The organism is Shimazuella kribbensis DSM 45090 (assembly GCF_000428065.1).
GTDB lineage: Bacteria > Bacillota > Bacilli > Thermoactinomycetales > Thermoactinomycetaceae > Shimazuella > Shimazuella kribbensis.
The window spans coordinates 99,052-113,704 of sequence record NZ_ATZF01000001.1; the positions used below are offsets into that span (position 1 = coordinate 99,052).

Genomic DNA, 14,653 nt, shown 5'->3' on the forward strand with positions numbered 1-14,653 from the left:
TCAAGTAGAGACTTAACTGAATAAAATTACGATTGACAGCAAAAATAAAATAATGTAGCATTGCGTAAAGTCATAATAATAAGCCAAGATTGGAAATAGTAAAAGGATGTATCAGCTTTTAGAGAGCCAATGGTGGTGGAAATTGGTAGCTATTCTTCTTTGAACTCATCCATGAGCTACTCCCTGAAAAAATAATTAGTAGGGGATGTCGGTTTTCTACCGTTAAAAAGATAGATAGTGATTGCTATCGAAACGAGTGGATTAATCATGTTTGGGTTAATCAATTAGAGTGGTACCGCGAGCAAAGCCTCGTCTCTATTTTTATATAGAGGCGGGGCTTTTTAATATTTACATGGAAGAGGAGTGTTTCAATATGACAAGGAAAATATGGGTGTTTGATACGACATTACGTGATGGGGAACAAGTTCCTGGGGCAAAATTAAATTTGATTGAGAAATTGGAAGTAGCCCAACAACTCAAGAAATTAAAAGTAGATATCATGGAAGCAGGATTTCCAGCATCTTCTAAAGGTGATTTTCAAGCTGTGAAAGAAGTAGCATCTAAAGTTGGAAATACAGATGATGTGATCATTACAGCATTGGCAAGAGCTGTTAAAGCAGATATTGATGCGGTGTATAACAGTGTAAAATATGCAGTAAATCCGCTGATACATATTGTGTTAGGCACCTCGGATATTCATGTCGAGAAAAAGTTTGGCAAATCCAAAGGTCAAATCCTTGATATCGGGGTGGAAGCGGTGAAGTATGCGAAAACGCTTCTACCAGATGTGCAGTATTCCACTGAAGATGCTTCTCGCTCTGATTTTGAATATTTGTGGTCAACTATTGATGCAGTAGTGAAAGCTGGAGCAACGATTATCAATGTACCGGATACAGTGGGTTATGCAGTACCAGAAGAGTTTGGAGAATTGATTTATAAGCTAAATGACCGATTGAAAAATTTGAACGACAAAGTATTGTTGAGTGTTCATTGTCACAATGATTTGGGGATGGCTACTGCAAACACACTAGCTGCAATAAAAAATGGAGCGGATAAAGTGGAGTGCACCATCAATGGAATCGGAGAGCGTGCAGGGAATGCCGCATTAGAGGAAGTCGTGATGGCGCTACATACTCGCTCATCTATCTATCATGCTCATACCAATATCAACAAGAAAGAGATCATGAATACTTCAAGATTGGTTAGTAGTTTTATGGGATTGGATGTACAGGTGAACAAAGCAATTACTGGTGGAAATGCTTTCGCTCATTCCTCAGGTATCCACCAAGACGGTTTGTTAAAATCAAGAGATGCATATGAGATTATTAGTCCAGTAGAGATTGGACTGGAAGATATGGAATTAATACTTACTGCTCGTTCGGGTAGACATGCAGTGAGAAATGCCTTAGAAAAATTAGGATTTCAATCGCTGACGGATCAACAATTTGAAGGTGTTTTCGAAGGTTTTCTTGCATTAGCAGATGCGAAGAAAGAGGTTTACAATCACGACCTATACGTATTAGTAGAAAACTACTACAAAGAACAGGAAGAAAGTCAAGACGTGATGTACAGCGATCAATTTTTTGAATTAGTCGATTTGCAGGTCATAAGTAACACTACTTTCCCATCAGCGAGTATTCATCTGAAAAAAGGTGATGTAGTGATGAAAAGTAGTAGTGTAGGTAGCGGACCGATTGATGCCTTGTATTCTGCTATCTCGGATGTTTGCGGTTTGGATGTAAAACTAATAGAGTATCAGATTAGCAGTGTATCCAGAGGGAAAGAAGCATTAGGAAAAGTAAAGATTCAGGTAGAATATAAGGGTGAAACCTATACGGCAAAAGCAACAGATACGGATATCATGAAAGCAAGTGCTTTGGCCTATATTAACGTGATCAATAACATTGTTGTAGAAAATTTAATTTTAGTAAATCAGTAGGAAGAAAGTATGAGGGTTGTAATATGAACGAAAAAGTAAATACAGTACAGCAGATTTTACATGATTTTGGACATTATCATGAAATCGTAACATTACCCGATAATGCAAATACTGCACAAGCAGCAGCTGAAGCGATTGATTGTGGAGTTGCGCAAATCGCAAAATCGATTATCTTTCGGTTAGAACCATCTGGATCAGCTCTACTGGTAGTTGCAAGTGGGATAAACCGGATTGCTGAACACAGAGTAGAAGCAATTGTAGGAGAAAAACTTACCAAAGCTAATGCCAATTTTGTCAAAAAACAAACTGGCTTTGTTATCGGTGGAGTAGCACCTATCGGACACAGCAATCCGATACAGATATTAATTGATGAAGATCTATTGCAGTATGAGACGATATGGGCAGCCGCTGGACACCCAAAAACAGTGTTTCAAATGACACCTGAGGAATTGGTCGAAATGACAGGTGGAAAAGTAGCAAAAGTAAAAGAATAAATATAAAGAAAGAGTTGAACTTTGATTCAACTTCTTTTTGTTTAGAAAGTTTTTTTCAGTCGAATCCACCACAAGGAAACCATCATGCCTCGTCGTCTGGCTCAGCCGGTCAACCAGCAGTTGGAGGGGCAGATTCGGAACTTGTCTCCTACACCGTAGAGGACGAGTGTTTCATTGCTTGGGAAACATGTCTCTAGACGGGGGCAGGGCACGTTATCGTATTTAAGCTGATCATCGATTATTTTTCAGTCTCAATAAAAGTAGATTATTAGTTATACGTATCGAGTCGCGATATCAACTATAAGTAAAATCTTTTTATAAGGAAAAAGCCATTCATCTGATCAACGTTGAATGGCTTTTTCCCTATTTAGAAATTTGTGAAAAGAAATATGTCTAATAGAGTAAATACACAACAAATTACTCTATCTACAAAAGTAAATGGGGAATTCACTTTTAAAACTCTTTATATATAAGGTGTTTAAAGTTAAAAGAAAGTAGTTGATTTATTCTATGTGATAGAGTACTATAATGAAGAATTACTCTATCAGGATAAGTAATTAAGAAATGAAAAAGTGAAATACAAAACGAATATGAAGTGTTTTGTGACATGGATTTTAGTTACCATTATCTATCAATTGGGAGGATTTAAAATGGTGGAAAATAGCAAAAAGAACTGGCGACAGATGATTGCTCCATATGAAAAATCAGATATATCACGTAGTGTATGGCAACTAATCAACACTTTTGTTCCTTTTATTGTATTATGGTGTTTGGCTTATTGGAGTTTATCTGTTTCTTACTGGTTAACACTGCCTCTGGTAATAGTAGCAGCTGGTACTGTGGTGCGTATTTTTATTATTTTTCATGATTGTTGTCATGGCTCCTTTTTTGCAAATAAAAATGTAAATAGAATAGTAGGAACGATTACAGGGATTTTAACGTTCTGCCCATATGATCAATGGAAGTATAGTCATTCTCGTCATCATGCTACAAGTGGTAATTTGGATAAGCATGGAGTAGGGGATATCTGGACGCTCACGGTAGAAGAGTATCTTGCACTTCCAAAGTTAAAAAGATTGGCTTATCGTTTGTATCGCAATCCAATCGTAATGTTTGGACTTGGCCCATCTTATATCTTTTTGGTGGAGTATCGCTTTAATCGAAAAGGTGCAAAGCAAAGAGAGAAGAACAATACGTATCTTACCAATATTGCTATTGTAGGTTTGATTGCATTCTTTTGTTGGTTGATTGGTTGGAAAGCATTTTTACTCGTGCAAGGTCCTATCTTTTTACTCTCTGGATTAATGGGTGTTTGGTTGTTCTATGTTCAGCATCAATTTGAAGGAGCTTACTTTGAAAAAGAAGAAAATTGGAACCATGTAGATTCTGCGCTTCAAGGAAGTTCTTTTTACAAACTGCCACGTATTTTGCAATGGTTTACTGGTAATATTGGTTTTCATCACATTCACCACCTAAGTAGCCGCGTGCCAAACTACTATTTAGATAAAGCACATAAGGAAAATAAATTATTTCAAGATGTATCACCAGTTACTTTTTTCTCTAGTTTTAAGTCGCTTCGATTTAGAATTTGGGATGAAAATCGCAAGAAATTAATGGGATTTGGCTATATTAAAAAGTTTCTCCATAGCAAAAAAATGAGCGGTTAACAAATCATCTCTTTCTATTCTGCTATTCCTTACTATAATAGAGAAGATAGGCTTTATATGTGGATTGGTCAAAAGTTGGGAGGGAAAGATCATTCGAAGTGATATTATTCGTGGACATTTAGACTCCATTATTTTGCGATTGATATTGGAGAAGGATCGATATGGTTATGAAATATCAAAAGAAATAAGTGTGCGAACGAATGATCGATTCCGCATCAAAGAAGCCACTCTATATGCAGTTTTCCAGCGATTGAACCGAAAAGAACTAATCGAATCTTACTATGGAAGTATCACGCATGGTAGCAAGCGTAAATATTATCGGATCACTCCACTTGGAAAAGCCTATTTACATGAGATAGCTAAAGAATGGCAGGAAACCAAAGAGATCATCGATTTGTTTATGGAGGGATTGTAAGTGAAAACCTTAAAACAACTTGTGGATAAACTTTTTAAAGATGTTCCAGAAAGTGAGGAAAAAAGGGTCATTAAACAAGAAATTTTAGAGAACTTAGAAGAGAAAGTTCAGGATCTAATGGCTCAAGGAAAGGAGGAAGAAGATGCAATCAACAAAGCAATAATTGAATTCGGAGATGTAGATGAAATCAAACAAGAGTTAATGCAAAAAACATTTCCTCCAAAAAAGAATATGTCTAAGGTCAACCTTGGGTTTTCGATTTGGGGAAGTTTATTGATTATTAGTTTATTTGTGTTTGCTAATTTTTATTATACTCCAAAAGAAATCTGGTTCGTTTATCCTACATTTGTTGTTTTGTGGTGGCCTTTATCTATGTTATTTATTTGGTTGAGATCTAGGTAATAAACCAATACTTTTTAGATATAATAAGCTTTATAAAATACAAAGATAAGAATTTTGGAACTCTTGGTGGTTTTGATAGCGGAAACATGTCTAATTTTTTTAACAAATGAACAGATTGTAAGTAGAAACATACATAAATGGTGAACTGCTGTTCATACTCGTCGACAGCAGTTTTTATTTGTTCGTTCATATAAGGATTGTATTGCGGAGTTATTTGTATAAGGGAATGGAAAATAAACATCTGCTGATAAAGATGCTTCATAAATTAGGTCTTAATGAGTCAAAGCCTATTTTACCGTATCTGCTAGGAGTGTCTATGGATTTATCGAAGATGGAATAAGTCATAATTTGAGTGTTGTCTTTTACAAAAAAGTGCAGTTTTTCTGCACTTTTTTGTGTGGCTGGTTATTTCGATGGCCAGATTGCCTCTAGTAAGATGCCATTTGTTTTATCAATAAAAATCATGTCTTTCAAAGATTCGATCTCATATATGTCTGTCATCTCTACTTCGTTTTTTAATAAACGCTCTCTTAGTATTAGTGCGCTTTCTTCATTAGGTAAAGAGAAAGCAATATGTTGTAAAACCCCATCAACAAAGGAATTTGTTTGCAAAGATTCTGGTCGTAGTGATCCTTTGGGAAAAGATATGATTTCCACATTGGGATTTTCAAAGAAATGAAGTCCTAGTCCGTCACAAATACCTGGCTTGATGAATCCATGTCTCCCTCTTCCTCCTTTGGCAGGGTATATTTTGCCGATCTCCATTCCTAAAATATCTTGATAAAAATGAATGGTTGTATCAAGATCAGGAGTTACGATAGCGATGTGATGGAACCCACCCCAAGAGAATTTTTTGGATTGATTCATGTATATTGTTACCTCACTCTGCTGTTAGATTTTTGTAAGCATGTTTCAACACATTTATTGCTATATCCATATCTTCCTTTGAGATATCTTGAACCAATTTTTGCTTTACTGTTCCTCTTGGATTTGGTAGAGATGACCATTTTAATTTTCCTTCCTCAGTCATCTTTACTTGTTTCATTCTCCTATCTTTTGGATCTTCCTCTCGTATCACCCAACCTTTTCGAATAAGTGCATCAATCACACCTGTTAACGTTCCAGACTCCACATTCAGTTGTTCTCTTAATTTTTTGATGGAAATATTGTTGTCTTTATAAAGGATACTTAGCACTTGCCACTGACTATGACCTAATTCATATGGTTTCAATGCTTCGCTTAAACTTTGGATAAGTGCATGATTTAATCTCCTTACCCAATGACCGATTTGATGGTCTGTTGATTCAATCAAAAATGGTCACTCCTCAAATTCTATTTGTACTTATTATATAGGTACCTAAGTAATTTTACAATGGAACATCTGTTGTGGATGAATAAGATTAATTAAGTCAACTTATCTTCATATTTATCGATATATACTTTCCCTTCCCCTGTTATTTCCATGTAACTAACCTCACTTACTGATTTTATTTTTCTTTGGCGAAGCATATTTTCGATATCTTTTTTGGTTAGGTTAGCTTCTTTGATTTTTTGTTCATCAATGACGCCATCGATAATCAACTCTATACCAGGTTTTTCTTCTTTGTTATTTAATTTTAAGTCAGCACGAGTGATCGTTTCTTTTGCTGATTTTTTTAAGACAGATAAACTTCCATCTGTTTCCAAAACGGCAAATTCCACATCGGCAACATTAAAAACATCTTTTTTTCGTAATAACATGCGTAAGTTATCTATATCTAACTCTACTTTTTTGGCATTTTCTTCGAGGATTTTACCTTGTTTAATAATACTAATAGGCTCTCCCTCTGCGAGCAGTCGAAAACGTCTTACTTTCATACCGATAATCGAGGCTAAGATGGATAATCCACCAAAAAATGCTAATGCTGTCAAAGAAATCGTAAGAGTAGTGTCTTGATTTATTAGACAGGCTGATGCGATATCTCCAAGAATAATTCCTGCTATGTAATCAAAATAAGTAAGATGAGAAATAGCTTTTTTTCCTTGGATTCGGGTTAATAGCAGTAGTGCAATAAAAATGATTGGAATTTCCCAAAACAACTGAACGAAATGTTTGTCCATTTAGATCACCTCGGTATAGTTTGAGGTACCCGGTAGGAATTTATTCTCTGAGACAGAAACGTATTGGGAGTAAAAACAAAACACAAACTTCTTGTTTGTGTTTAACAGTGTTGAATATATAGGATGAACAAAAGTTATAATGATGCCTTGGTTTTTAGAAAATAATGAATTTGTTTCGAACCGACAATGGATAGACAAAAGAGGCTACTGGAAGGCAAATGTAATCGATTTGGTAAAATAAGATTCGACATAAGATATTTATTTTAATGTGGAGCAAGATGCGACGATTTTTTTGATTTCCAGTAAATATTGTTGTTGATTTTTAGGTAATGAACTGTTGGATAACAGTAAGGTATAGGTTGTATTGTTTTGGACAGTATGTAAATTTTTTATTTTTTGTATAGTTAAAAAATATGTCATGGATTAGAATGGAGAAAATCGAAGAAGTTGAGAGTTTAAATGATAAAAGCAGAACAAAAAAGGTGGCTGAGTTTCCCTTTTTTGTTCTGCTTTCTTGGTTAATGTCGTATCTATGTCAATAGCTCACTAAAGCTGCGAGTAATAATCCAGATACGATGCTCATGCGAGCCGAAAAAATACCAATTGCTACATTTCCTTTTGGTATCTCTTGGATAACATGAAATGGAGTGAGCCATGCAAAGAGGTAAAAGATAATGACTTGAAACACAATTCCGATCAATCCCCAAATAAGTAAATCTACGATACTGCCAGAACTGATTACAACGGAAGCAACAACTATAGCAAGACCAATGATTTTTCCGCTTAAATCATGAGCTGCAGCTTTTGCAGCGTCTCTTTTATGTGGATCAGCTGTATTGGATCCCTCTTGTATCAGACGATATTCTGGATATGGAGTGGTGTAAATAAAAACAAGGATACCGATGATAAGGATGGGTAAAGCAACACCTAAATACATGAGAAAGTTTAAAATGGAATCCAACTGACTGTTCAAAATTATTCCCCCTATTTTTCTAGTAATTATGTAGTTACTTCTAAATTACAACAGAAGACTGAAAAACAAAAGGAATTTCATATCCTTTATTCTTTGTTTTTTACAGATAGTCATGTAAAGAGGAATTGAAAGAATGTGGTGAAAATGGAACATTTTTATGAACAGAATTGTCAAGGAATAGACATCATTCGAAAAAAATAATAAATTAGAATATAAAGGTAAAATTTAAATTAAAAGGGGATAGACATGTTTCGAGCATATCGATTTCAGGGTTATTCGTGGTCTAAGTTTCGTAATGATTTAGTTGCAGGTATTGTAGTAGGCATTGTTGCTTTACCATTGGCGATGGCCTTTGCTATTGCTTCTGGGGTACGACCAGAGTATGGGATCTATACGACCATCATTGCAGGGTTTTTGATTTCATTATTTGGAGGATCATCACTTCAAATAGGGGGACCGACAGGGGCTTTTGTTCCGATTTTATTGGGGATTGTAATGGTGTATGGTTATGAAAATCTACTCATCGCGGGTTTGATGGCGGGTATTTTATTGGTGCTAATGGGTATTTTTCGGATGGGAGCAGTAATTCATTATATTCCAAAGCCAGTCACCATTGGATTTACAACAGGAATTGCAGTGATTATTTTTTCTGGTCAGATACACACCTTTTTTGGAATCGAAAATATAAAAGACGGCCACATTTTGTTTAAACTAAAACAAATCGCTTTGCAATTACATACGATTAGTTGGGCTAGTGTAGGCACAGCGATCGCTTGTTTGCTTGTTATTTTCTTAGTGCAACGTTACCTTCCTAAAATTCCAGCACCTCTTGCTGGTCTTGTAATATCTAGTGTTATGGCGACCTTCTTTTTTCCAGATCAAGTCCAAACGATTGGGAAGGCATTTGGTGGAATACCATCAACATTACCCTCTTTTCAATTACCTGAGATCACCATAGATAAATTGACGCTTCTTTTCATCCCAGCAATTACCATCGCGATGCTTGGAGGAATTGAATCTTTGCTATCTGCACTTGTAGCAGATGGGATGTCTGGAAAGAAGCATCATAGTAATCGAGAACTCATTGGACAGGGAATAGCGAATATTGTTACTCCGTTCTTTGGGGGGATTCCAGCAACAGGCGCGATTGCCCGAACGGCTACTAATATTCGGAATGGTGCTACTTCACCTGTTTCTGGCATGATCCACAGTGTTTTTGTACTCCTTGTTCTCGTTTTCTTAGCACCGCTAGCCATTCATATACCACTCGCAAGTATGGCCCCTATTTTAATGCTTGTTGCATGGAACATGAGTGAGCGTAAAGAGTTTAAATTTGTTTTGCGCGCCAAAACAGGAGATTCAGTTGTATTGTGTGCGACTTTTATCTGTACTGTACTAACAGATATAACAATAGGAGTTTTGGTTGGACTTGGTTTATCTATATTGTTTTTTGTTTTTCGCATGAGTAAGGAATTTGTGGTGAGAAAAGGAGAGGGTGTGGAATTACAAGAAGATGAATGGACACATGTGTATACATTAAAAGGGCCAATTTTTTTTGGTACTGCCAAGCGTTTAGCTTCACTTTTGGCGAAAGATCTGCCCAAAGACTATCTGATTCTGTCCATGGAGCACGTTCCTTATATGGATATTACTGCAGAGGCGGTATTGAACTCTATTATCCGTAGATGTAAGACACATCGAGTGAAATTTATACTGGCAGGTTTGCAAACTCAACCAAAGGAGTTGCTACAGACTACCAAGTTGTATCAAAGTTTAGATGAGTCTTTTGTGTTTGCAAACATTGAAGATGCAAAGCGTTTTGCAAAAGAATTGGAAGTGGATTCAATGGATGCTCAAGCAAAAGAACAATAAAAAAATGTATTAAAAAAGAACTGTCTCCTGATAACAGACAAGTTCTTTTTTTTTATTTGCAAATGAACAAAAATCGTACTAGTATAGATGTACGACTTATAAGTTAATATATATTTTGCGCAAGAATATCCAACTTAATTTTATCATTAATACTAAGTTGTGTCAATTTTTTTCTTTATGCAGATAGGGAGATGGCAAATGAGTATCTCAGAAGAAGAATGGTTATTGGAACAAAAGAGAGTAGATCAAGTAATCCAAAAATTGACTAGCTCCTTTCAAGCACTCACTTCAGAAACAGATAAATTGAAGTCTGATATTGTAACGATTCGTAAAGGATTTTGGGATGATGTTACGGTAAATATGGAAGATTCAAACGAAGCGATAGAAACTGCAGCAAGTATTCGTCAACAAGCAGAAGTACTATCAGAAAAGGAACGTACTCACCGTCATGTTGATCAACGAGTGGTGTTGCTTCAGAAGTTAATTCAGTCCCCTTATTTTGGCCGAGTCGATTTTCAAGAAGATGGGGAAGAGGAAGAAGTTATCTACTTGGGTCTTGGATCGTACTATGATGAGGAGACAAATGATTTTCTCATCTATGATTGGCGTGCTCCAATTTCTAGTTTATATTATGATGCATCTCCGGGGGTGGCATCCTTCGAAACCCCAAGCGGTACAGTATCAGGAAAAATGAAAACAAAACGGCAATTTCTTATTCGTCGCGGAATAATAAAAAGTTTATTTGATACTGGAGTCACCATTGGAGACGAGATGTTAAAAGAGGTTTTGGGACAGCAAGCAGATCCTAATCTCAAAAACATTGTATCGACGATACAGAAAGAGCAAAATCAAATCATACGTGATGATAAGACGCATTTACTTGTGGTTCAAGGTGCAGCTGGTAGTGGAAAAACTTCTTCTGCTATGCAACGCATGGCATACCTTCTATACCGTTTTCGAGATACACTACAAGCAGATCAAATCGTTCTATTTTCGCCAAATGCGATGTTCAATAGTTATGTATCCACGGTTCTTCCTGAATTAGGTGAGGAAAATATGCAACAATCCACGTTCCAAAATTTTTTGGAACGCAAACTAGGGAATCAATTTCGGTTAGAAGATCCATTTGAGCAATTGGAATATGCACTTATTCCAGAAGATAATCCATCGTATTCCGCAAGGATGCAAGCAATTCAATATAAATCTTCATTGTCGTTTCTGCAATTGATGAACGAATATATATTGAACTTAAAACAAAATGGCTTTGTTTTTCGGCATATTCGTTTTCGTGGAGAAGTGGTAATTGCGAAAGAGAAGATAAAAGCACATTTTTATTCTTTGGAATCACATATGTCGATTGCAAACCGTTTAGAAGTGATTCAAAAATGGTTACATCAGGAACTGAAAAAAGTAGAGGAAGATCAAAAAAAGAAACAGTGGGTGGAAGAGTCGATCGATTTATTGGATGAAGAAGTGTATACCAAAGTACACCAAAAGTTACAAAAGCAAAAGAAATTCGGAGAAAATTCGTTTGATGATCATGATAGAGAGTATGATATGCTTGCTTCTATTGTGTTAAAACGAGCTTTTCGTCCTCTCTACAAACTAGTGAATCAGTTGGCTTTTGTAGATATCAAAGGTATGTATAAACAAATATTTGATGAAAAAATTCAAACTTCCGGTTTGCCTAGTAAATGGAAACTCATTTGCAAACAAACCAAACAAAAGATAGACAGATCTATTTTGTCTTATGAAGACGCAACTCCGTATCTGTATTTAAAAGAGTCCATTGAAGGATTTGAAACCGACCGGTCCATTCGACATGTGTTTATTGATGAAGCACAAGATTATTCTCCTTTTCAATTTGCCTTTATTAAACATGTGTTTCCGAAAAGCAAATGGACAGTGTTAGGGGATGTGAATCAAACCATTCATGCTCATCAACAACATGATGGTTTAAGTCCTTTATTATCTTGGTTTGAAACAGATCGTGCCAAAAAAATCATCTTCCATCGTAGTTATCGATCAACGAAACCGATTATTCTCTTCACAAGAGAGCTACTACCAGATGGACAACAAATTGAACCATTCGAGAGGCCTGGTTTGCTTCCTGTTTTGACAAAAGTGAGCAAGCGATCAGAACTTTTAACAGCAATTGTAGATCAAATACAAATTTGCAAGAAAAATCATTCCTCTATCGCTATCATTTGTAAAACCAAAAAAGAGAGTGTAGTGGCGTATGATTTATTAAAAGAGAGAATCGAAGTAAATCTTGTTAAGAATGGTAACAGCTCATTTAAAACTGGTGTAGTTATCATTCCCTCTTATTTAGCCAAAGGGATAGAATTTGATGCTGTTCTTGTTTTTAATGTTTCTGATGACATTTATAACAGAGAAGAGGAAAGGAGACTATTTTATACTGTTTGTACGAGAGCGATGCATGAATTGTATTTGTTTTCATTAGGTGCTGAATCACGGCTGATGACGGAAGTGGATCAAAATTTATATATACGATCAGAAGGAAAAAAACCTAGCTAACCTAGGTTTTTTTCTCTCTCTTAAATAACTAGTCTAATGTGATTTGATATAAACAATCTTGATCAAGCTGTGTTGTCATCAATTGAGCTAAATTGATATGTTCCGAATGGGTGATGGGAAGAGCTTCTGTCTCTATTTCACTGCGATAAAAATGAATATGGATAAATATGTTTTTGGTATATCTCGATAAACGGTTAAGGTAATGTTGTACGTCCGCTCGAAAGCCATAAATTTGGTTTTCTGTTTTTTCATATAGTTCACAAGAGCATGCTTCTGTAGTTAAAAAATAAGTATGAAAAGTAGGTGGAACCAGCGCTCGGAAAGATTTATTCTTATTGGGTTGGAGATCTAAATTTGATGACAACATCATAAAAGCTTTGTGATGAATATCGGATTTGATTGCGAAAGAGATATAATAACACATGTTTATATTAGTTCCTCCTTCATACATTGTATTATTATATACATATATATAAGAAAAAATGGAAAAGTCACGAAAATGAAAAGAGATATTCATTTTTTATTAGTAACATTTCATTTCGTGATAATAAGAAGATAGAAAAGTGAGTTATAATACAGGCAAATACATCCAATAGGAGTTGCTACATGTTGCATATTAGACAAATACCAGCGAGTGAAACCTATAAAATGAGACATATCATATTAAGGCCAAATCAATTGATCGAAGATTGTGTATATCAAGGAGATGAAGAGGAAACTACTGTTCATTTGGGTGCTTTTTGGGAAGGGAAGTTAATTAGTATCGGTTCCTTTCTAAAAGCGTCATCATCAATATTTAATGATGGACTTCAATATCAGCTCAGAGGAATGGCAACAGATCCTCAGTACCGTCGCCAAAAAGCAGGAAGCACGTTGATGGCTGAGGCTGAAAAAATGTTACGAGCAAAAGATGTGGAACTACTCTGGTGCAATGCGCGGTTAGGTGTGAAAAATTATTATAATCACCTTGGATTTACGCAAGTAGGTGATAGATTTGAAATAGAACCTATTGGCCCACATGTTATTATGTTAAAAAAATTGAACTCCTGAATAGAAAAATCTGATTATTTCAAGTGGTAAACCAGTGTTTGCATAACTTTGATTTTACATATTGGTAGAAGACCATTTATTTTATGGGATTTTTTTACCGTTGCAATGTTTTACTTTGTTGTTGTTATATAAAAATAATGGAATCATAAGAATTAAGAGTTAATGGAGATAAAGGAGATTGAGGATGGGGAAGCAGATTTTATTTACTTTAATTAGGAAGTCAGTAGTACTGGGACTGGCATTGGTGGTAGGTTTACTAATCGGTTTTACAGTGAGTTTGATGATGGCTAAAACTACAATAATAGTAGGATTCAGTGCTACTGCAATGGTTGTGATAGCACTTAGTATTTTGATGGCGATTACTAGTTTGATAGGGGATGGTGTATTAGCTAGAGTAGGGGCAGCGAAGCCATGGATTAATTTGGTTTTTATTGCAGGGCCATCTCTTTTATTTGTATACTATTATTTTTTAAATGGCGGTATCTTTTTGGAATTGCCGGGGTTTCAATTGTTTAGTCAAGCGGTTTTGTATGGATCTATCGCTTTTTCGCTAATCTTCTGGGGACTGGATGAGTTGTCTGTAAAATTTTTGAAGCGAAGAAAGGCATCTAAGAACCTAGAACCTGATGGTGTCCAATATTAGTGGAAAAGGAACGGAATCCATCCGTTCCTTTTGATATTTATTAGTAAATGGGTACCCATCCTTCTTTTGCTTTAAAGATACGAACAGCTACTACTTGTTTATCGTCCATCAAAGTAAAGTAGTGTCGGTAGTTTTCAGGTACAGAAATGAGGTCTCCTGGATCAAGTTCAACATCGACAAAACGACCATTGGGGCCTTGGATAGCAAAGATTCCATGTCCGCTGACGATAAAGCGAACTTCATCATCTGTATGATGGTGTTCTTTTAGAAAATTATGCAGCAATTCATCCAAATTTGGTGTTGCTGGGGAAAGCGAAATCACATCTTCCGTTACATAGCCACGACGTGCGGATAGATCATCAATTTCATTTCGAAAGGTTTGGATGATTGCTGCTTTTTCATCTTCACTTAGGTCATATTTTTCTTGTAGATCATTTGGCAGTTTGGAAATATCCCAATGTTCATAGATTACACCTTGGCTTTCTAGATAGGTGCTGATTTCTTGTTGATCTGCTACACGTGCTTCGTTGTCATGAAATCGTAATTGTGCCATAGTAACC

The 14,653-nt window shown here is 35.8% G+C and carries 15 protein-coding genes and 1 other annotated feature; of the genes, 9 read left to right on the plus strand and 6 right to left on the minus strand.

Translation table 11 applies throughout. The annotated features are described in order from the left end of the window. Positions 1-76: 76 nt before the first annotated feature. Positions 77-320: a binding site (T-box leader), on the plus strand. Positions 321-373: 53 nt separating this feature from the next. The 5 genes from A3GQ_RS0100590 (at position 374) to A3GQ_RS0100610 (ending at position 4,917) form a co-directional block, all read left to right on the plus strand. After that, a complete protein-coding gene (locus A3GQ_RS0100590; protein WP_028775406.1) occupies positions 374-1,939 on the plus strand; it encodes a 2-isopropylmalate synthase in 1,566 nt (521 codons plus the stop codon). 23 nt (positions 1,940-1,962) lie between these two features. Beyond that, the gene (locus tag A3GQ_RS0100595; RefSeq protein ID WP_028775407.1) at positions 1,963-2,433 is read left to right on the plus strand and encodes a YbaK/EbsC family protein; all 471 of its coding nucleotides are present in this window, start codon (positions 1,963-1,965) and stop codon (positions 2,431-2,433) included. A gap of 650 nt (positions 2,434-3,083) precedes the next feature. After that, positions 3,084-4,100 (plus strand): Delta(5) desaturase DesA, encoded by a 1,017-nt coding sequence (desA, locus tag A3GQ_RS22900; RefSeq protein WP_037463529.1) that lies wholly within the window; start codon positions 3,084-3,086, stop codon positions 4,098-4,100. Positions 4,101-4,188: 88 nt separating this feature from the next. Further along, entirely contained in the window at positions 4,189-4,515 is a 327-nt protein-coding gene (locus tag A3GQ_RS0100605; protein ID WP_028775408.1) for a PadR family transcriptional regulator, read from the plus strand. Next, complete coding sequence (locus A3GQ_RS0100610) at positions 4,516-4,917, plus strand: permease prefix domain 1-containing protein (RefSeq protein ID WP_028775409.1); 402 nt, start codon at positions 4,516-4,518, stop codon at positions 4,915-4,917. Between the two features lie 405 nt (positions 4,918-5,322). Here the strand turns inward: A3GQ_RS0100610 and A3GQ_RS0100615 are convergent, their stop codons facing one another. The 4 genes from A3GQ_RS0100615 to A3GQ_RS0100630 form a co-directional block, all read right to left on the minus strand. Then, the gene (locus tag A3GQ_RS0100615; protein WP_028775410.1) at positions 5,323-5,784 is read right to left on the minus strand and encodes a VOC family protein; all 462 of its coding nucleotides are present in this window, start codon (positions 5,782-5,784) and stop codon (positions 5,323-5,325) included. Positions 5,785-5,797: 13 nt separating this feature from the next. Continuing rightward, positions 5,798-6,229, minus strand: a complete 432-nt coding sequence (locus tag A3GQ_RS0100620) for a MarR family winged helix-turn-helix transcriptional regulator (RefSeq protein WP_028775411.1) — start codon at positions 6,227-6,229, stop codon at positions 5,798-5,800. Between the two features lie 92 nt (positions 6,230-6,321). After that, positions 6,322-7,017 carry a YetF domain-containing protein gene (locus A3GQ_RS22905; protein WP_051271053.1) on the minus strand — a complete coding sequence of 232 codons (696 nt, stop codon included), beginning with the start codon at positions 7,015-7,017 and terminating at the stop codon, positions 6,322-6,324. 535 nt (positions 7,018-7,552) lie between these two features. After that, positions 7,553-7,990, minus strand: a complete 438-nt coding sequence (locus tag A3GQ_RS0100630) for a DUF350 domain-containing protein (RefSeq protein ID WP_028775412.1) — start codon at positions 7,988-7,990, stop codon at positions 7,553-7,555. Positions 7,991-8,236: 246 nt separating this feature from the next. Between A3GQ_RS0100630 and A3GQ_RS22910 the strand changes: the two genes are divergently transcribed. After that, positions 8,237-9,862 (plus strand): SulP family inorganic anion transporter, encoded by a 1,626-nt coding sequence (locus A3GQ_RS22910; protein WP_051271055.1) that lies wholly within the window; start codon positions 8,237-8,239, stop codon positions 9,860-9,862. Between the two features lie 198 nt (positions 9,863-10,060). After that, on the plus strand, positions 10,061-12,400 hold the full coding sequence (gene helD, locus A3GQ_RS0100640) for an RNA polymerase recycling motor HelD (protein WP_028775413.1): 2,340 nt from the start codon (positions 10,061-10,063) through the stop codon (positions 12,398-12,400). A 28-nt stretch (positions 12,401-12,428) separates the two neighbouring features. On the opposite strand, the gene A3GQ_RS0100645 is transcribed toward helD, so the two are convergent. Next, positions 12,429-12,824, minus strand: a complete 396-nt coding sequence (locus A3GQ_RS0100645; RefSeq protein ID WP_028775414.1) for a hypothetical protein — start codon at positions 12,822-12,824, stop codon at positions 12,429-12,431. Positions 12,825-13,006: 182 nt separating this feature from the next. Here A3GQ_RS0100645 and A3GQ_RS0100650 point away from each other — a divergent pair, with 182 nt between their 5' ends. Continuing rightward, positions 13,007-13,450: a GNAT family N-acetyltransferase gene (locus A3GQ_RS0100650; RefSeq protein ID WP_028775415.1), complete on the plus strand. Its 444-nt coding sequence runs from the start codon at positions 13,007-13,009 to the stop codon at positions 13,448-13,450. Between the two features lie 184 nt (positions 13,451-13,634). Next, positions 13,635-14,093 (plus strand): hypothetical protein, encoded by a 459-nt coding sequence (locus tag A3GQ_RS0100655; RefSeq protein WP_028775416.1) that lies wholly within the window; start codon positions 13,635-13,637, stop codon positions 14,091-14,093. A gap of 40 nt (positions 14,094-14,133) precedes the next feature. On the opposite strand, the gene A3GQ_RS0100660 is transcribed toward A3GQ_RS0100655, so the two are convergent. Beyond that, the gene (locus tag A3GQ_RS0100660; RefSeq protein WP_028775417.1) at positions 14,134-14,646 is read right to left on the minus strand and encodes a 1,2-dihydroxy-3-keto-5-methylthiopentene dioxygenase; all 513 of its coding nucleotides are present in this window, start codon (positions 14,644-14,646) and stop codon (positions 14,134-14,136) included. Between the last annotated feature and the right edge of the window lie 7 nt (positions 14,647-14,653).